Raw genomic sequence first — 20853 nt, 5'->3', positions numbered from 1 at the left:
TTGCCGCTCTTATAAAAGCTGAGAATTGAAAATGGAGAGTTATTTAATATAAATCATATCTCTATGTGGAATTTCATCCTCTAAATATACTTCTGAAACTTCTTTAAATCCTAACCCTTTGTAAAAATCCTTTAAGTATTCTTGAGCTGAAATCTTAATTTCTTTTTCATTCATATTATTTTCTATAAATTTTATTGCCTCTATCATTATCTTTCTTGCAATTCCACTTCCTCTATAGTCCTTGTTAACCAATACTCTTCCTATTGACACCTGCTCAAAGGATATGCCTTTTCCTAGTATTCTTACATATGAAGCTAATTTATCATCCTCCATAAAAAACATATGATATGAATTTTTATCTTTATCATCACAATCCAAATACGGGCACTCTTGTTCTACTATAAAAACTTCATTTCTAGCCTTTAATATTTGATACAGTTCTTCAATGTTTAACTCTTTAAATTTTTTTATTTTTAATTCCATTTTCACATCTCCTTTGTACACTTCAATATCTAACCATCTTTAATAAGTTTATCTTATCTATTACTAAATATAATATATATTAAATTATAAATTATCAATGGTTTTTAATGGTTTTTGTTTCACACTCAAAACCTATGTGCTGATTATTATTTATTCTTCTTTATATATTTCCAAAAATTTATTTATCATTTTTCTATGACTCTTTACCATATTTTCCGGTAAATTCTCAATATCAATAAAACTAAATTCAAGAGATTCACTTTCATCTATTAAATTTAATTTTCCAAGTTTTAGATTAGTTTCTTTTAATGACTAAGTACCATAATGTACCCATTTTCTAAAAATCACTTAATCTAATTTCTACCCTTCTAATATTCAAGTTTTTATTTGATTATAATCATTTCTAATTACTTAAAGAAATTATATGAACTTTAGCTTGAATTCTTAAAATTAATAATTTTAATTAGTATAATTATATTACACAAAAAAATACTAAATAGAAAAGAAGTTTAACTTACTAAACCTTCTTTTCTATTTAGGGATATTATATATAATTATATTGTACTAACCTGTTATTTTTTCAATGTGCCTTATTTAAGTGACAAAGTGTATCCACCTTCACCATTATATCTATAAACATCTACATAATATCTTCCTGGACTTAGAGTTACTTTAGTCCATAAACTATTTCCCTCACTATGTTTTGGATATGAAATGTAGTTGTCAAAGTCACCATCTTTATATAAGCACCATGCTGCACCTAAGTTATTACTCTTATTTTCAAGATTTATTTCTATCTCTTTTTCATTATCTACATCAAAGTAATAAATATCATGGTTATCATTACTATCTAATGTTCCATTGATTGTAGTATTATCTTCTATATAATTTGCTACATCAAATCCATTATTATCTTCTTTTTCATTAATTACGTTGTCTTTAGTTCCAATGTTACCGTTAATTTTAAATGCATAAGGTGCTGTTTCATTTTCATACTTATAAACTGCTAAATAATATTTACCTTTTTTAGCATCAAAACTTCCACTTAATTCTGTTCCACTTGTAGTTGGATATGCTATATAATTATCTTTATCATTTTCAGCGTATACAAGCCAGTTTACTCCTATATCATTATAGTTTAGTAAATTGATATCAACCTTGCCATCTTCAACTACATCAAAACAATATATGTCTTGATCTCCCTCTGTTAAAGAACCTACCATTAATACATTTGCTTTTGTATATATATTGGCATTATCAAATGAATCATTAGGTTCAGATTCATATTGAGTATCTGGATTCACAATTTCTTTTTCTACTTTTGCTTTTGTTTCCGTTGTATCAGTATCACCCTTATTGTCTTTAACTGTTAATTTTACTGTGTATAACCCTTCTTTATTATATTTATGAACAGGATTCTCTTCCTTGCTTGTGTTTCCATCTCCAAAATCCCATAAATATTCTGTTATAGTTCCATCTTGATCATAAGAACCTTTACTTGTAAAATTAATATTTTCATCAATTTTTCCACTATATGGTCCATTTACACTACTAACTGGTTTCTTGTTAGTTGTTTCTGACCCATCACCATTTAACATACCATTGAATACTAATGTCCATGTAACATTGTTATCATTATCCACATTATAATCAACCATATATGCTGTAACTGTTTTATATCCACTCCATGAATATCCATTTAGGGTATTTAAAAATTCATTTAAGTTCTTGTCCATATTCTTCATATCATTAAGTTTACCTTGGCTCTTTCCACCATTAAACTTACCATTTAATTTGAATGATTTGAAAAATTGAGAGTTATTAATTTCTGTCTTTACATCTTGTAAAGATGCCACTGATGTTATATCATTATAAACCTCTTCTGCATTTTTATTTGGATGATTAACCAAATAATCATCTGATACTAGAGGTGTTGTTAAATCACCATAATTTTTAACTAATTCTCTTAAATATTCTTTATAATTATTCTCTAAATTTTTATCTTCACTATATGATTTTATTAACTCATCATATTTTGATACATCATTATTTTTTATGGCATCCATTAAACTATATAGCTTTGTTTCATCTTTATTATACATGTAACTTTGTAATGCAAAACCGTAGTGATAAAACTCAAATCCACCATATTGAGAATGCATTGTTTGGGTTGGTGTATACCAAGATTGCTCATCTCTTCTTTCAATGTTGCTAACAACAGATTTCCTTGGTAATATTCCTTCTGTTCTAGTTGCTCCTGCAAAAAATTCTGCTCCACCTTCCTCAAACCAAGTTAATCTACTGTTATTATATATTTCTCCACTTCCCCACATTCCTGGAACTAAATATCTTCCTTGTAGGTAATGAGTAAACTCATGTCTAAATAACTCTTCTAATGTGTATATGCTTTCATCAGTAGTTCTTTCATAAGTATAGAAAGTTCCACTTCCTTCTATATACATACCACCATTATTTACATCTAAACCATTTAACAATCTATTAACCTGATATTCTTTAGGGCTATTATATATAACCATTGTTAATACGTCATCAGCATTCCCTTCTTCTAACGCCTTATCACTTCCTAAATTTCTAAAAAATTGAGCTTGTACTTCTTTTGATGCCCAATAAACTTTCTTTATTTTCTCCTCTGCAACCTTATCCCCTGCCTTAATAACTACTTTACCATCATCAAACTTGTATTCTTTTGATAAGTACTTATGGGTTGCTTCACTTTTTACATTTGCTATATCAATTGAATGTCCATCATAATCTTTGCCATCATAATAATCACTTAATGAAAATGCTGATTGCAAGTATTGTTCTCCAAGATATTCGTATGTCTTCATAGCCTCTGTTAATACTCTTTGTCCTTCACTATTATTGCTGTGTACTTTTCCTATTTTCGCCATATAGAATATACAATTATTTATTAGCCATTCATTATCTCCATTTACGTTTCCCATTAATGCCCATTGAGACATAATATTTAAAAAATCATCTATTTTATTGTTCCATAAAGTTTTACTATAATCAGTTCCATTTCCAGTTTCATAAACATAGCCATTTATATCATATTGGACTCCATCTATGATATTGTATATTGCTTTTCCTTTTCCAGGATCTTTTGTAAATGAATCTATATTATTTTCATATTGCTTTAGAATTGGAACAAAATTATTTACAACCTCAGGATTACAACTAGCATTGTTAATTAATACTCCTACTGATGCTATTAAATCATCTTGAGTTGCTGTTCCTAATTTAAAGTTAGGGTTTTCTTGTATTGCTATTATTGCTGGTATACATTTATCATGATACTGTCTATTGTTAATTTGTTTTAACCCATCATTATAAAATGATAAATAAAATCCTGATCTTAAAACTTCTATTATTGTTGGGATTCCTTTATTATCGTTAGCTGTAAAAGTTTCTCCTCTTTCTTTTAAGGAATCTATTATATACTGAATACGATTAGAATCACTGTAAAATTTTTGTGCATCATCATTGTACTGAAATAAATCCTTAATATCATTCCACTGAATAGTAGATATAACCTGTATCATATCACTATATGATAATTCATTTAAGTCCGCCATAGTGTATGTTTTATCTATATTTTCTTCAGTTGCAACTTTATATTTAGCAGGTTGCGGTGAATCATTTTTACCTTCTTCTAATGTCTTAACATGAAGAAAATCCTCAGTATTAGATTTGTCAATTCCTTTAACTTTCTTAAACTGACTATCATTATAATTTAGTTCCTTTGAATTTATAGTTTCATATACCGAATCCTTTGGCTCTAATTCTATTGCTCTAGTAACAACACCTGCAGATGAGCTTAAAAATACAGCCGCCATTAAACTACTAATTAATTTTATCCAAGTCCTTTTCATTTTTTTACCCCCAATTTAATTTTGTTTATGGTTTTATACCATGTCTAACCTTGCATAATATGTAATATTCTCTTTAAAATACTTTAATTGAAATTTATCACTTCTCAAAATAACTCTTTCCAATATTTACTTTATATTACTATATTACATATTATATAACAATTTGTAAATATATTTTCTTTGAAAAATCATAATATTTAAATATAAAATTTATTTCAAATAAAATTATCATTAAACTTATTGTTTATATAGCTACTAATTCTAGGAATTTAAGGACAATTTAATTTTTCATGTAAAATTAAAGAGGTTAAAGATATAAAATATCCTTAACCTCTTATTTAACTCTATTTGAAAGTATCCTATTTATTATTCATTAATATGAAAAAGTTATATTGCATTTTTATCTTCTGTAAATCTTGAAATAATCATAGTGCACACTGTATTTCCTGCTGAATTTATTAATGTTGCTGGTGCATCAATAATAGTTGCAATAACAAGCATTATAGCTAACCCCTCTGGTGGAAACCCAAAAATACTTAATATAAGCATTTCTCCAATTGCTCCTCCTCCTGGAATGGCTCCAACTACAGCACCAATTAATAATCCTACACATAAAATAGTTGCTAATGTACTTATACTATTCATTTCTCTACCAAATATACCAAATAAGAACATTATCTTAAATATGCCCCCTATAACAGATCCATCTTTATGTATATTAAGTCCTAGTGGCATAACTATATTTGCTAATGTATCTGATACCCCCATTCTCTTTGCTGCCTCAATGTTCACTGGAATACATGCAGCACTTGAACAAGTGGCAAGAGCTGTAACTGTAGGTTCTGTGGCATTTTTCCAAAACGTTCTAACACCTTGTTTTTTACCCGCTACATATGCATATAATGTGAAAAATCCAAAATAGTATATAACCGTAACTCCCAAGTACAAAAAGAACACTTTTGCATATCCTTGTAATATTTTACTTCCTAATTGCCCTACAACATTAGCAAAATATGCACCAAGCCCTATTGGAGCAATCTTCATAATTATCCCCATCATCTTCATGGTTACAGCTGCTCCACTATTTAGAAAAGCAATAAATGGCTTTCCCTCTTCTTTTGCAAGCATAGTTCCAAATCCAAGGAGCATGGAAAATACTATCAATGCAAGTAAATTACTTCTTGATAATAATTGTGAAAAATCGCTTACTGTTAAGCTCGATACTATTCTGTCTGCAATACTAATAGTTTCACTTTTAGGAACCTCTTCATTATTCATTATTCCCTGAATAACAGAAGAATCTAATCCCTCTGTTGGATTAAACATCTTAAAACTTGTAACCCCTATAACTCCTGCAATAACTACCGTAATTGCAAAAACTATTATAGTAACGCCTAAAATTTTTCCTAATTTTTTAGAACTACTAATATTAGCAATAGCTGAAGAAATACTAAAGAAAACTATTGGAACTAATAATGTAAAAATTAAATTTAGAAATAAATTTCCAATTGGTTCAAAAACCCTAGCCTCTTCTCCCATGAATAACCCTATAATCCCTCCAAGTATAATACAACTTAGTAGAATCAAAGATGACTTATAATTCTTTAAAAAATTCAACTTTCTTTTACCTCTTCCTTCTTTATTTTACCTAGACCTTTTTCTACACTATCAGTATTTCAAAAATAAATTCAACACTTTATTATTAAATATATTTGTTTTAAGATTTAAAATTTCACCTTTAATGTAAGAATATATACAGATAATTTTTAGTGTACTTAATAAAAGTATATCTATTATACACTTTTTATGAGCATTTGAAAATATATATTAATTGATAGTAGTTACTATATACATAATGAACTATATCCTATTTTTTTCATTATATTTTGATATTTTTTACTTTTTAGTATATAATTAACCCATATATTACAATTATTGTTTTGTATGAGATAATTTGTTTAAATCAATAATTATTTATATAATTTTTACTTAAAAGGTGGAAAGTTTGAATGAATAAATGCACATCAATATGTATATTGATTTTGTCTCTTGCTTTTACTCTATTTTTGTTATTTTCAATCTACAAAAAACTTAATATCCCTGAATTGATTGCAAATAAATCTAGAATAAAAACTCCTTGGAAAAGATTCTTGATAAACTTTTTTATATGCATATCAGTAAGTACTATTTGGATTGGAGTTTGTGAAATGTTTTCTATCCATGAATATACATTTAGAGTTGTTCAAGGTATTGTAATTGGAATATTTTTGAGTTTTATACCTGAATTTGTTTCAAATTCCTATAAATTTTAAACTTAGATTTAAAAATTTTTATCACCAATATAAACACAAGAAATAATAGATTTACATAAAAATTAAATTTCTACAAATTTATTATTTAATTTACCATAGATGAAATAAACACTATCAATATTTAAAACATTGGTAGTGCTTATTTGTTAAATCTTTTTACTTCATGATCCTATTCTATTCTAAATTATCACAATAATACTCCATTGCTTCACTTAAAAATTTTGCTAATCCATCTTTAAATTTGTCAATATTTTTTGTAAAACGTTCATCTGTAACATATAACTGTGCTAACCCTCTAAATATTTCTGGTGTACAATTATAGAAGTTGCTACTTATATGATTTCTCAATTCCTCAACAGCATCCTGAACTTCTTTTGAATCTATTCCTTTATCCATATTATCTATTACTTTTCTATATATTTCATTGTTCATTTCGTTAATTTTATTCCAATCATCCTTACCATACTTTGATGTCTTTTTAATGCTTTCTTTATAAGCATCAGAATCTCCATACTTTTCCTTAGCTTCCTTAGCATATTTATTTTTCATTTTATCTATTTCTATTTCATCAAATCCTTGAAACATTTCTTTCTTATTCATATATACTCCTCCTTGAATTGAATCTATGGTTTTATCAACTGACTCTATTATTTTCTCAAGTCTTTTCTTTTTTTCAATTAACAATTTTTTATGATTATTTAAAGCTTTTTTTCTATCAAAATTAGGATTATCCAAAATTTCTTTTATTTCCTGTAGTGTAAAATTAAGCTCCTTAAAGAATAGAATTTGTTGAAGTCTTTCAAAATCTTGTTCATTGTAAAGTCTATACCCAGCCGTTGTTATAGACTTAGGTTTTAAAAGACCTATATCATCATAATGGTGAAGTGTACGCACGCTAACTCCTACCATATCTGCAACTTGTTTTATTTTATATTCCATAGTACTTCTCCCTCTGTATTCCTTAATATGACTATCCTATGCCATTAAGTTTTCAAATTAATTATAATCTAACTTGCAAATTACCTTAACTTAAACTTTTCACTTTTAACTTGTCACTAATGAAGTTTTTCACTTAATTCTTCCCTACAACCTTATGGTACTCTATTACGTTACGTTATAGTCAACATAAGTTTTAAATTTTATTTTGGATTATCTACTTAATCAGTGCAATAATTTAGGTTATTTTAAATATGTAATTTATATTTGAATTACCACGTGAAAATACCGTATAATCCATTTTATGAATGATACGGTATCTATAATTATTTTATGCTTTTAACTAAAGTTTCCTTATTCCACTATTATAAGATTAGTTAAATATTAAAGTATAATCTTAAGTTCAAATTTATTATTCTTACTTATTATCTTTAATTTTAGTACCTTATTAAGCTTTTCTAAACTCTTTATTTGATTTATATATTTTACTTTATTTGATTTTACTAAAATATCTACCATTTTAATTATATCTTCTTTTTCATCTACACTAAGTCTATTACCATCCAAACACCATGCATTAATATAAGTTAAAGTATGCCAAATTTGTTCATTAGTAATTCTATTAATATCCATTAGTGTCCATGTATAATCTTTTTTTCTCATCTTAGGGGGGTATGCTGACTTAAAAAACTCAAAAAAGTAATTAAGTTCCTTAGGATCTCTATCTTTAACATACTTTGCTAAATTAGACTTTAAGTCATTTTTAAGAAACATAATTGTATTAGGTTTAACTATTGTAGCCATATTATCTATACTTTTATAAATCAATGTGTATGTTTCTTGCATTTGTTCCCCTGTTAAATTATACTTCTTTAAATCCTTTATAAGGCTAATATATTCTAATATGTTTTTTTTACAATTTAACTCTTTTCCATATATTGCTTGAAGTATCTCATTTCCGTCTAAATCCTCTAAATTTATATCATTTTCTATCGTCATATATTTTCTCCTTTATTTCCTATGTTTTTATACACTCTCGTAAAGTTGAGAATTAAAAGTTTAATGTAGTTCGTCTAAATAACAAAATTATAAGTTACAAATTATAGTTGAAATTCACAGGCTTTCTAAGGAGATCTCATCCTTCATTCCCAATTTAAAAAGTTTCTCTAGCCTTAGATTTTATTAGCATTTCACACTAAAAAAATCCTATAATTTTCTATACAAGAACAAAGTAAAAAACATTTACTTTGTTTTTAAATTTCAACTTGCAACTTGTTACTAACTGAAACTTGTTACTCTAATAAGTTCTTCCATATGACATTATACTTTATTTATGTACTTAAAATAAAGTGAAACTTATAATTAATATTAATTTAAAGCTAATATTCTACTTATATTTTCCATTGATACCTCTATATTTTTACTTCCATTTTTTAAAGCCTCTTCTAATGTTATAACTCCTGGTAAAATACCTATTATAGAATCTATACCTAAGTCATATAACTCATCTATATCATTTCCTATCTTTCCACCTAAAGCAACCACTGGTATATCATATTTTTTTGCAACCTTTGCTACACCTATTGGAGTTTTTCCAAATTTAGTTTGATTGTCAATACTTCCTTCACCAGTAAAAACATACTGAGCTCCTTTTAACTTATCTTCTAATCCTGAATATTCAATTACTATATCTATACCTTTCATAAGTTTCGCATTGCAAAAACCTAATAAAGCCGCTCCAAGTCCCCCTGCAGCCCCTGCGCCTTCTATATTATCTACTTCTTTCGAAAATTCTCTTTTAATAACCTCAGCATAATGTTTTAAGTTTTCATCTAATAATTTTACCATTTCCTCTGTAGCGCCCTTTTGTGGTGCAAAAATATAGCTTGCTCCATTGTCTCCTGTTAATGGATTTTTAACATCACAAGCCACTTCCACCTCTACATCTAAAATTCTTTTATCCATATTGCTAATATCTATTTTCTCAAGTTTCCCTAAATTCCCTCCGCCAAAAGCTAACTCATCTTTATTAGCATCTAAAAATTTCACGCCTAACGCTTGAAGCATTCCTGCTCCACCATCATTGGTAGCACTTCCACCTAACCCTATTAAAATCTTTTTAACACCTTTATCTAATGCTTCCTTTATCAATTCACCCGTTCCATATGTAGTTGTAATTAAAGGATTCCTTTTATTTATATCTACTAACTGCAATCCACTTGCTTCTGCCATTTCTATAACTGCTATATTCCCACTTCCAAGTATTCCAAACTTACTTTCAGTAATGTTTCCTAATGGCGCTGTTACATTTTTTGAATATAATTTTCCTGATGTGGCATCTACTAAAGACTGAACAGTCCCTTCACCACCATCTGCCATTGGTACATGTATGCATTCAGCATCTTTAAAAACCTTCTTTATACCTTTTTCCATAGCTATACATACTTCTTTAGCCGTCATACTTTCTTTAAAAGAATCTGGCGCTAACACAAATTTCATTGTCTTCACCTCTACTTTAAATTAAGAAAAAAACTTCTCTGAATTACTTTCTATCAAACCACAAACAATCACTAAAACAGATATAATCACTGCATACAATACAGTGATTATATCTAAAACTTAATCCAAAGGAATTTATATGCTTCTAGATTTATTTTACCACATACTTTTTGGTTAGTTATGATATCAATTCCATCTAATCTCGTATCTACTTCTATTGGTTTTGAATCAACATTAAGAATAAATGTTATCTTTTCCTTTGTCTTATGATTTGTTCTTTCCAATGCAAATATTTTTTCTCCTAAATCAATAACTCTTTGATTTGCATATGGAGAAAATGCACTTTCATTTTTTCTTAGTTCTATTAGATTCTTTAGACCATTAAATATTAAACTTCTTCTTTCATCACTGTGTAAATCTTCACAAATCTTTTCATACTGAAGCTTTTCTCTATTTATCCTTCTGTTGATACCTGATTCTTCTACACCTTTGTAATAATTCTTTGATCCTAATAAAGAATGATAGTATATTGCAGGTACTCCAATACATGATAATAAAATTCCTTGTGATGCTAAAATTTTATCAACTTCGGTTTTTAAATTATCATCTTCACCTTTGTTTATTAAAGCATCATTATAATTTATATTTAGTTCATAGACAGATTTTGTTCCATCTACATTATTTTTATAAGACACCCTTCCTCCATTTTCTAATGTTTTATTAACTAATAACTCTCTATCTTCATCAGTTAATATTCCCTCCGTAGGTCTCATTCCTATTCCATCATGACTCGATAGAAAATTAAAAAATGTTGCATTGTCTGAAATTTTATCTATTGTCTTTGCCCAATTAGTTAACTTTAATGAATTATGAGTCGTTAATGTATATAACGCTAATGGTGGTAATGCAAATTGGTAAACCATATGAGCTTCGTTAATACCATTTCCTAAATAACTAATATTCTCTTTATGAGGGACATTAGTTTCTGTTATTATTTGCGTATTTACTTTAAAGTAATCTAGTAACAACCTCCAGATTTCTATAATGCTATGGGTTTGAGGTAAGTGTATACATGGTGTTCCTGATTCTTTCCATAAAAAACCTATAGCATCTAACCTTATTGATGTTGCTCCATTTTGTGCATACTTTAATAAAATATTAGTCATTTCTATAAACACTGGAAAGTGTTTGAAATTAATATCAACTTGATCTTCGCTAAATGTTGTCCAAGCTGTCTTTTCTTTTGGTTTACTTTTGTATTTATGAAACAATGGAGATGTTCTTGGTCTCACTACTTTTGAAGTATCAAAATTCTTATCTTCTTTTATAAAGAATTGTTTATATTTTTCTTCATCATTAATGTATCCCTTAAACCAGCTACTGCTTTTTGAAATATGGTTAGCTACAAAATCAAACATTAATCTATAGTCTTTAGAAAATTCTTTTATGTCTTCCCAATTACCCAAAGTTTTATCTATTTCCATATAATCTACCACTGAGAAACCATCATCTGATGTATAAGTAAACATTGGAAGAAGATGAACATCTGTTATTGCGTTTTTTACTTCCTTCTTCAAAAATTTGTTTAATGTTTCTAAAGTTGGTTTTCCCTCTTCATATATGCTATCTCCATATGTGATAAGATAGATGTTTTTTTCTGATACAGAACAAGCCTCTTGAAATTTCTCTTCTTCCCAATTATTTATTAGTTTTTTCAAATCATTAAGAAAACTTTCTTTATATTCTTTTCCATATATAAGCTTTAATTTTTTTTCAATATTAAATAAAAGAGTTTGTTTATCCATACTGTTTTCTCCTAAATACTAAATTTAAATAAAGAATTTCAAAGTTAAATGTCCTCTTGCTGGAACTATTGCTTCTCCATTATATTCTTCTATTTCCCTTTCATATAAATTAGTAATAACTATATTTTTAATATAATCGCTACTTATATTTACTTTTTCATCCTTTTTACTTGGATTAAACAATCTAAGTATTATACCATTCTTCTCATAAGCCTCTTTACACCCACTTACAAATACATTTCCATTATCCACATTAAATAATGAATATCTCTTATGAGGATTTTTAAGGTTTAGTGGAATTTCAAATCTATCTAATCTCTCTTCAAAAAGATTCAAATTTTGTTTTTGATATGTTGTGTACTTTCCTATAAACCTATCCATTACTTTAAACATTTCTATTTCTTCTTCTTTTGAATTATTAAAATAAAGAGCATACTCAAACTCCATATTTTGTAACATTTGAGCATCCTTTGTATATACAACCTTATTGTTTATTCCTGATGCCCTACCTGGTCTCCAAGGTAAATTATCTTTTCCTAATAAACCTACACTTCTAAATAAAGTTAATGAAATTTTACTATCCTCTATAATTTCATATTCCTTTATTCCTTTTGTAACTACTCCAAATATATTTTTACTATCTTTTAATAGTGCAATATTTTCTAAAGCAAATATAGAAACTGGAGCCTCCGCAAAGTTCTTTTCTTCCCAATTTTTAATGTATGGATTAAAGTTATTTCTTTCAATCATAGAAAATCCTTGATCGCTTAGGGACGTCTTTGAATTTACATTGGTATTAAATACCACTCTAACTCTATGATCCTTTGCTTCATTATTAATTCTATGATTAATTCTTATAAAGTTTTCACCTTGTCTTAACTCAATTGTAGTATCTATTTCTAATTTTTTTGTGCTAATTCTATGTTTTCTTTCTTCTAAACTCTCAGGAATAATAATACTATGCCTTAAGTTCATACTTTCAACTAATGAAGACTTTTTTACTGAAATCAATTTACTTTCCTTTATGATAATTTCTTTTTCATCTTCTAATGGGGAGTAGTCATAGGAATCTCCATTATCACCAGTGTCTTCAAAATAAAATAGTTCATCTATTTTTTCTTTAGTACCCTTGTTCACAAGGCTTATTTTTCCTTTTTCAAATTCTATTGCATACATATAGTTTTCTATTAATTTATCTAATGAATATGATCCCATATCACCATTACTTAAACTAACTTGATCATTTACACATATAACTTCATATCCCATGGCTAAAACTTCCACATTTCTAATCAACACTTCCGTTCTATAGTAACCTGGCAATTCTATTTCTTTTTCACCTTCTGCTGTAACTACAACTTGTTTTCCACCACTTAAAATCTTCTGACTTACTACATTAAAATCCACCTTTTCACCATGTATAGTTTCTAGTATGAAATTTTTCTCTTTAGTAAATATAACAGTTTCCATATTTTCTTTAGTTTTTGAAGCTTTTGTGTTAAATAATAAAATAATATTATCTTTATTTATACTTCTACTTACTGATGAAGTAATTTGCTTTTTTATAATGTTAGTAAGTCCATCACAAATCTTATTAACCTTTTGTAATCTTGTTACTATATCCCTATTTGTATCATCTGAATTACATCCTCCCATACTATCATGGGCATGGGCATCAAATAATAATTTCCACATTTTATCTAACCATGCTGATGGGTATTTCAGTCCTAAGGTTTTTCCTATAACACTTAATGGTTCTAAAACATATATAATTTTATTTTCAACTGAATTGTTCAGTTTTTTAATATCATATCTTTGAGATTTTACAGTATTATGAATTCTAGATTTTTCACACCCTATTAATTCACCATTTATGTTGTTTTTAAATTTATTTTTCCAAGTATCTTTCATAAATGTTTCATAATCAGATAATACGAACTCGTACTTATCTTGTTTGTTGTTTAACTCTTCTATAGTCTTTGGAAAATGTTCTCTTACAAGAACTTGGTCTCCACCCGCTGGAAGTAAAATATTATCCGTTCCTCTATTTAAAGCTTCTAGTTTTTCTAGCATAGGATTTAATTTTTCTTCTATATATTGGTCACAGGAGGAAAGAAACTTTCCTGGCCCGTAACCTAAATATATATTATTAGATTCTACACTCTCACCATCAGGAGATTCCCATAAAAAATTTAAATTTCCTTTTAATTCTTCTGTGTATATTCCTCTTTGTAAAATACTATATTCAATATCAAAACCTTTGAAAATAGAAGGTAGGTATGCGTTTTGACCAAAAATATCTGGCAAATATCCTATATTCATACTGTGCCCAAATTCATTTCCTAACCTTGTTCCATATAATAAATTTCTTATTATAGATTCTTTGTTCACCAATAGTGAATCTGTTTGAGTATACCAAGGTCCTATAAAAATTCTTTTATCTACAATTAATTTTGATAATCTTTGCTTTTCTTCTGGATATATCTTTAAAAATTCTTCAACCACTGATAATTGAGCATCAAAGGTATATGAATTATAACTTTTGTCATTTTCTAATACATCCATTAAGTAAGGTATGTTTTCACTTAATAATACATTTGAATCTTCTATTGTAAAATACCATTCTCTATCCCAATGTGAATGTGGTACTACATAAACCTTTTTTTTACTCATAAGTTCCTCCATATCTACAATGTTTTAAACTACTTTAGTTTTTTCTTCTTTCTTCAAAAGATAAAATCTTACAAATATATTAGTTAATGCTATGAACATTACCCCTACAATTAATCCTAATAAATAAGCCCATAAATTTTCTACTAGTGGCCATCCCCATACTGCTGGTAATGGATTCCATTGTACTGCTCCTAAAGCTACTGCTGTACATGCTCCTAAAATAGATCCGATTACATTTATAGGAATTGTTATTAATGGATTTTTTAACATAAATGGTATTGCACCTTCACTTACTGCTATAAGCCCTAATACTATTGATGTGTTACCAACAACTCTTAAGTTATCATCAAACACTCTTCTTTTAACTATATATTTATCTAACACTGTTGCTAATCCTAATCCAATTGGAGGTATTACTATTGCAAGAACTCTACCTGTTAATGGGAATATCATATCTGCTGCAAGTCCTATGGCTATTGCTCCTGCTGCTTTATTTACCGGTCCACCTAAATCAAATGCTGTACATGCTGCAATTACCGCTGTTAATACCAAAGCACTAGCTCCTGAGAATGATTTTATAACATTTGTTAACCAACCATTAAGTCCTCCAAACACTGGATCTACTAAATAAAAGTTCAATAAGAATATCACAAGTACGCCTATTCCTGGTAATATTAGCATAGGCTTAACTGCTTGTAGATTTCTTCCTAGCTTTATTTTATCATTTAAGAACTTTGTTACATAACCTGCTACCAATCCTAAAATTAATGCGCCTAAGAAACCTGATGGAATACCATCCTTAACACCCCAAAATGTGTAATGTAATCCACCTGCAAATGCTCCTCCTATAAATCCTGGTACCAAACCTGGCCTATCAGCTATTGAATAAGCTACATATGCTGAGAATATTGGGTAAATAAACTTAAATATTAAGCCCCCAAATTTATCTAGATTATGCAGTAATACATAAAGTTGATTTGAGCTAGTTGCCATTTCAGGACTTCCTAATGTATCTATAATGCCTAAACCCATAGCTGATAATTTAGCTATACCCATCATCAAACCTGCTGCAACTATTACTGGAATCATGTATGATATACCAGTCATTATGGCTTCTATCATGCCTGAAAGTATGCCTTTTTTTCCATCAGTATGATCTTCATTTGATGAAGTGTTTTCTGATTTTACCTTGCCATCTGGATTTTCTAATACTTTCTTTAATAATTTCGATGCATCCTTTAATGGATCTGCAACTTTTACCTTTATGAAGTCTTTTCCTTCATATCTTTCTATATTTTTAACTGCTATATCGCAAGCAAATATTACTCCATCTGCATTCTTTATATCATTAATAGTATGCCTATCCTCTATTCCATTAGCACCTTGCTTTTCCACAAGAACCTTTATTCCAAGCTCTTTTCCTGCTTTCTCTAAAGCCTCTGCAGCCATATAGGTATGAGCAATTCCTGCTGCACATGCAGTAACACCTAATACTGTTTTTGAATATTGCTTAACTTCTTCCTCTTCTTTTTCCTTGTATTCTAAGTTACTTAATAATTCTCTTGGTGTCTTAGCTGTTCTTAACCCTACTATAAACTCCTCATGCATTAAAGCCATTGAAAGTTCAGATAATAGTTTTAAGTGAGTTGATCCAGCCTCTGCTTCTGGAATTGCTAATAAAAATACTAGTTCTACTTCATTGTCTTCAGTAACACTTTCCCAATCTTTTATTTTATTTTCTAAACGTGCTACTGCAAATGCTGCCTTTTTTACGAATTTAGACTTACCATGAGGAATTGCAAGCCCTCTCTCTAAACCTGTTGGAGAGTGAGCCTCTCTTTCCATTACTGCATTGTAAAATCCTTCTTCTGAACTTATTATATCTTCTTTATAAAGCTTACAAATTAACTCTTTAATTACATCTTCTTTTTTAGTAGATTTTAAATTTATTACTATTAAATTTTCATTTGTCATCTTTTTTAAATCCATATTAATTTCTCCCTTCACGTGTATTAAATCCTTTACAATTATGTTATATCACATGTTCACGAGATTTTTTTATACATGTTAAGTACAATTTTACTTTTTGTTTGGTATACTATTAATAACTTAAGCATATAATTTTTATTACATTTTATAAGTAGGTGATTAACATTAGTAAGCTAGTAACATATTTCTCTCAAAATCTAAATAATCTTAGTCATGCTGAAAAGCATATTTTTTACTATATTGACTCAAATTTGGAAAAAGCTAAAACTCAATCTTTAGTATCTATGGCCGAAGAAAACAATGTAAGCACAACTACTGTAGTTAGAATGTGTAATAAACTTGGTCTTTCCGCTTTTTCTGAACTTAAATACATATTAAAAAACCTAGACATAGATATTATCCCCAAAGATGACAACTATATTGACTTAATAAAAGATAATATAAATACTTCTTTATCTAACTTAAATCTTGATAATATTAATATTCTTGTGAACCTTATAAAAGATGCAAAAAAAGTAATAATTGTTTCTGTGGGACTTTCTAAACCTATGGGGGAATACTTTTCTAAGTTATTAATGCAAGCTAATAAAGGTAGTTTTTACATATATGAATCACATATTATTGATTTAATAGACAAAACTGCTGATAAAGATGACTTAATAATTTTTATATCTAATAGTGGAGAAACAAAAACCTTATTAAATGTTGCTGAAAAATTAAATTATAGACATTTTAAAACTGCGGCTATAATAAATAGTGCTGGATCTTCTTTATCTAAATTGGTAACGGTTCCTTTAGATAATTATTATAAAAAAAGCAACTTTTTAGGTTATGATATTACGCCTAGATCAACCTTGCTTTTAATTATTGATATTGTATTTGGAATATATATGAATAAAAATACTTCTAATAAAAAGAAAGACAAATAAACTTAATTATTAATTAGAATTGATACTAAGGCACATGAAAGAAAATAACAAGTCCAAAATGCCATGTATATTTTGTGTAATACAAGGAAGTGATATTAGTTCATAGCATAGACTATGAGCTGATATCGCTGACGAAGTATGACACAAAATAGACTAGCATACTGACTTGTTATTTTTTTGAATGTACCTAATAAGAACGGATATATTAAAAATGAAAATTATAAAAGCTATGAAACCATATTGTTAATACTTTATAGTTTCATAGCTTATATTTTATCTAATACTATCCTTACTGATTTTCCAAATAATGCTTGTCCTGATTTAAGCTTTCTTATATACATCTATATTAAAATGTAAGGTAACTCTAAATGACTCTAATTCCTCAAGTCTATTTTTCATTTCCTTTGTAATGCTCCAATAGTAGGGTGTCATTGTTATAAGATTTTGTATATCCTCATTATTATTTAAATTAATATCATATTTAATTTCTCTATGGTCTATAAGTTGAAAATCCTCTATAGAAGTGTCCTTAATTTCATGTTTTCTAGGATTTTCATATATTCTTTCTTTTAGCTCAAATAAATGCTCAACTCCTGGTGTTGCAATGACAAGTTTTCCATCATCCTTTAGTACACGCCTAAATTCCTCAGCTTCACCTGGGGCAAAGTTTCTAATTACATAATTCAATGATTTATCTAAGAAAGGTAAATTAAAACTGCTTCCTACTGAAAAATTAACAGTTTTATCTCTCCTTGTAGCATATTTTATTGCTGACTTTGATATATCCATTCCATAATAATTAATATCGTGCCTATTATCATCACTACTTATCTTATTCTTTATCTTTGATATAAAATATCCTTCTCCACAACCTGCATCTAATATATACTCTTCATCAGATTTTAAATAAAAATCTATTACATTATTTAATTCATCTGAGAATTTTGAGTAATATCCTTTGTTAAGAAAGTTTCTTCTATTCTCCATCATTTCTTTATTGTCTCCTGGGTCTTTAGTATTCTTTTGATTTGCAAGCAAAAGATTAACATGACTTTTTCCAGAGATGTCAAAAGAATGATTTTTTTCACATACATACTGCCTTTCTAGTTTTTCCAGCTGTTCACCACATACTGGACACTTATATACAGTTTTTAAAGTATCTTTTTTCAAATTTTTTCCTCCATAGTTTAAGACATATTTTAAATTTCATCTTCCTTAAGTCAATTATATCATTTTAAATCATATCCCTATAATTTTATTTTATTAAATTGTCTAAATAACACTAAATACATAATATCTTTTGAAAACATTCCCACAAAGGAATTTCATCAAAACCGAAAAGTGAGGTATAAGCGATGCAAACTAGCTGACTACACCGAGTATTGTAAGGCATAAAAAACTTCATATGTCTAAATTCCAATAACTCACTATGTTCAAACAATTGGAATTCTTAACGCCATATAAATTTTTTATACCAACAATACTAACTGTTCGTCAGATAGTTTGCTAACACTTATACCTCACTTTTCTTTAGATAATCCTTTAATGTATATACAATTTCAATATGAAGTTTAAGTTACTGTTGATTTCTCTACTAAAAATATAAAATTTAATTTTACGATTTTCTAGACACAGTGAAGAAAACCTTCATTCTCAATTTTTAACTATATAAAATAAGAGTATACTAATTTTATATTAATATACTCTTACTTATGCACATGAAAGAAAATACCTTATTCGTATTTACTTATTAAAAGCCTTATTATAGTCTGCTATAAACTTTTCCATTCCTATATCTGTTAATGGATGTTTAATCATTTGAAGTAATATTTTATATGGAACTGTAGAAATATGAGCTCCTGCTAATGCACTTTCATGTACATGCATTGGAGTTCTTATACTTGCAGAAATTATTTCTGCATCTATTCCATGAATATCAAACATCTCTCTTATCTGAACTATTAAGTCATTTCCAACTGCTCCTATATCATCAAGCCTACCAACAAATGGACTAACAAAACTTGCTCCAGCTCTTGCTGCTAGCAAAGCTTGTACTGCTGAAAATATAAGTGTTACATTTGTTTTAATTCCTAACTTACTAAGCTCACTTACAGCCTTCAATCCTTCTTCACACATAGGAATTTTTATAACAATATTCTTATGTATTTTAATAAGCTCTTTTGCTTCTTCTACCATTTTATCGCTTTCTAAAGCCATTACTTCAGCACTAATAGGACCATCTATTAGCGAAGTTATCTCTTTCATAGCCTCAGTTATATCTCTACCTTCTCTAGCAATTAACGTTGGGTTAGTAGTAACCCCTGAAACAATTCCTAGCTTAGCTATATTTCTTATTTCCTCTATATTTGCTGTGTCTATAAATAATTTCATTTATTATACCACCTTACTTAATAATCTCTTTAACTTTATTTTTTATATTTTCTACTGTTAAACCATACTTTTTCATTAAATCATCTGGGTTTCCTGACTCTCCAAATGTATCATTTACCCCTACCTTTTTAACTATCGTAGGGCACTTATCACAAATAACACTAGCTACGTTATCTCCTAATCCCCCTATAATAGAGTGTTCTTCAATAGTTACTATTCCCTTGGTTTCCTTAGCTGCTTTCACTATTATGTCTTCATCTATTGGCTTTATAGTTGAGATGTTTATCACCCTAGCATTTATGCCTTCATTTTTTAGTTCTTTTGAAGCTTCTAATGCTTTATGAACCATTATTCCTGTAGCTATTAATGTAATGTCATTTCCCTGAACCAATTCTGTACCTTTTCCTATTTTGAATTGGTAGCTATCATCATATATGTCATCTAAAGCTATTCTACCCAGTCTTATATACACTGGAGAATTTATTTCTGCTACCGCTTTAATGCACTTACAAGTTTCTATATCATCTGCTGGTGAAAGCACTATCATATTAGGAAGTGATGACATAAGTGCAATATCCTCTATTGCTTGATGAGTTCCACCATCTGGTCCAACAGTTATACCTGCATGAGTAGCTGCAATTTTTACATTTGCTTTTGGATAACAAACTGAATTCCTAATTATTTCATAAGCTCTTCCCGCTGCAAAAACTGCAAAAGTAGTTGCAAAAGGTATCTTTCCACCTGCTGCAAGCCCCGCTGACATACCAATCATATTCTGCTCCGCAATTCCAACATCGAAAAATCTATCCTTAAATTCTTTACCAAATGCAGCTGTTTTTGTTGCTTTAGAAAGGTCTGCATCTAAAACTACAATATTACTATTTTCTTTTCCTAACTCTACTATAGTTGCTCCATAAGATTCTCTTGTTGCTCTTTTCAT

Annotated in this window: 14 protein-coding genes; 2 read left to right on the top strand and 12 right to left on the bottom strand. The window is 28.3% G+C overall.

Annotation, left to right across the window (positions count from 1 at the left end; all coding sequences use genetic code 11):
* Positions 1–39 precede the first annotated feature (39 nt).
* The 3 genes from BM119_RS13640 to BM119_RS13630 form a co-directional block, all read right to left on the bottom strand.
* A complete protein-coding gene (locus BM119_RS13640; RefSeq protein WP_090042299.1) occupies positions 40–483 on the bottom strand; it encodes a GNAT family N-acetyltransferase in 444 nt (147 codons plus the stop codon).
* A gap of 590 nt (positions 484–1073) precedes the next feature.
* Entirely contained in the window at positions 1074–4379 is a 3306-nt protein-coding gene (locus BM119_RS13635; protein WP_090042297.1) for a collagenase, read from the bottom strand.
* Positions 4380–4766: 387 nt separating this feature from the next.
* Positions 4767–5996 carry a dicarboxylate/amino acid:cation symporter gene (locus BM119_RS13630; protein ID WP_090042295.1) on the bottom strand — a complete coding sequence of 410 codons (1230 nt, stop codon included), beginning with the start codon at positions 5994–5996 and terminating at the stop codon, positions 4767–4769.
* A gap of 392 nt (positions 5997–6388) precedes the next feature.
* On the opposite strand from BM119_RS13630, the gene BM119_RS13625 reads away from it, so the two are divergent.
* The gene (locus BM119_RS13625) at positions 6389–6691 is read left to right on the top strand and encodes a hypothetical protein (protein ID WP_090042293.1); all 303 of its coding nucleotides are present in this window, start codon (positions 6389–6391) and stop codon (positions 6689–6691) included.
* 174 nt (positions 6692–6865) lie between these two features.
* On the opposite strand, the gene BM119_RS13620 is transcribed toward BM119_RS13625, so the two are convergent.
* From BM119_RS13620 to BM119_RS13595, 6 genes are all read right to left on the bottom strand, one after another.
* Entirely contained in the window at positions 6866–7630 is a 765-nt protein-coding gene (locus tag BM119_RS13620) for a MerR family transcriptional regulator (RefSeq protein ID WP_090042292.1), read from the bottom strand.
* A 381-nt stretch (positions 7631–8011) separates the two neighbouring features.
* Positions 8012–8620 (bottom strand): hypothetical protein, encoded by a 609-nt coding sequence (locus BM119_RS13615; RefSeq protein WP_423231008.1) that lies wholly within the window; start codon positions 8618–8620, stop codon positions 8012–8014.
* 375 nt (positions 8621–8995) lie between these two features.
* Positions 8996–10126 carry a glycerate kinase family protein gene (locus tag BM119_RS13610; RefSeq protein ID WP_090042288.1) on the bottom strand — a complete coding sequence of 377 codons (1131 nt, stop codon included), beginning with the start codon at positions 10124–10126 and terminating at the stop codon, positions 8996–8998.
* A 113-nt stretch (positions 10127–10239) separates the two neighbouring features.
* The gene (locus BM119_RS13605; protein ID WP_090042287.1) at positions 10240–11931 is read right to left on the bottom strand and encodes a sugar phosphorylase; all 1692 of its coding nucleotides are present in this window, start codon (positions 11929–11931) and stop codon (positions 10240–10242) included.
* A gap of 24 nt (positions 11932–11955) precedes the next feature.
* The gene (locus BM119_RS13600; protein ID WP_090042283.1) at positions 11956–14604 is read right to left on the bottom strand and encodes a glycoside hydrolase family 38 N-terminal domain-containing protein; all 2649 of its coding nucleotides are present in this window, start codon (positions 14602–14604) and stop codon (positions 11956–11958) included.
* A 24-nt stretch (positions 14605–14628) separates the two neighbouring features.
* Positions 14629–16593: a fructose-specific PTS transporter subunit EIIC gene (locus BM119_RS13595; protein ID WP_090042281.1), complete on the bottom strand. Its 1965-nt coding sequence runs from the start codon at positions 16591–16593 to the stop codon at positions 14629–14631.
* A gap of 155 nt (positions 16594–16748) precedes the next feature.
* On the opposite strand from BM119_RS13595, the gene BM119_RS13590 reads away from it, so the two are divergent.
* Entirely contained in the window at positions 16749–17522 is a 774-nt protein-coding gene (locus BM119_RS13590) for a MurR/RpiR family transcriptional regulator (protein WP_242948431.1), read from the top strand.
* Between the two features lie 321 nt (positions 17523–17843).
* Here BM119_RS13590 and rlmA read toward each other — a convergent pair whose 3' ends face one another.
* The 3 genes from rlmA to BM119_RS13575 all read right to left on the bottom strand — a co-directional run bounded on the left by rlmA (position 17844) and on the right by BM119_RS13575 (position 20853).
* Positions 17844–18692 carry a 23S rRNA (guanine(745)-N(1))-methyltransferase gene (rlmA, locus tag BM119_RS13585; protein ID WP_090042279.1) on the bottom strand — a complete coding sequence of 283 codons (849 nt, stop codon included), beginning with the start codon at positions 18690–18692 and terminating at the stop codon, positions 17844–17846.
* A gap of 573 nt (positions 18693–19265) precedes the next feature.
* Positions 19266–19913, bottom strand: coding sequence for a fructose-6-phosphate aldolase (fsa, locus tag BM119_RS13580; RefSeq protein WP_090042277.1), 648 nt, complete (start codon positions 19911–19913; stop codon positions 19266–19268).
* Between the two features lie 13 nt (positions 19914–19926).
* Positions 19927–20853: a transketolase family protein gene (locus tag BM119_RS13575; RefSeq protein WP_090042275.1), complete on the bottom strand. Its 927-nt coding sequence runs from the start codon at positions 20851–20853 to the stop codon at positions 19927–19929.

The organism is Clostridium frigidicarnis, assembly GCF_900111985.1.
GTDB lineage: Bacteria > Bacillota > Clostridia > Clostridiales > Clostridiaceae > Clostridium_Z > Clostridium_Z frigidicarnis.
The sequence above is the reverse complement of the archived record's forward strand: the minus strand, read 5'-3'. Positions and strand labels throughout refer to the sequence as shown.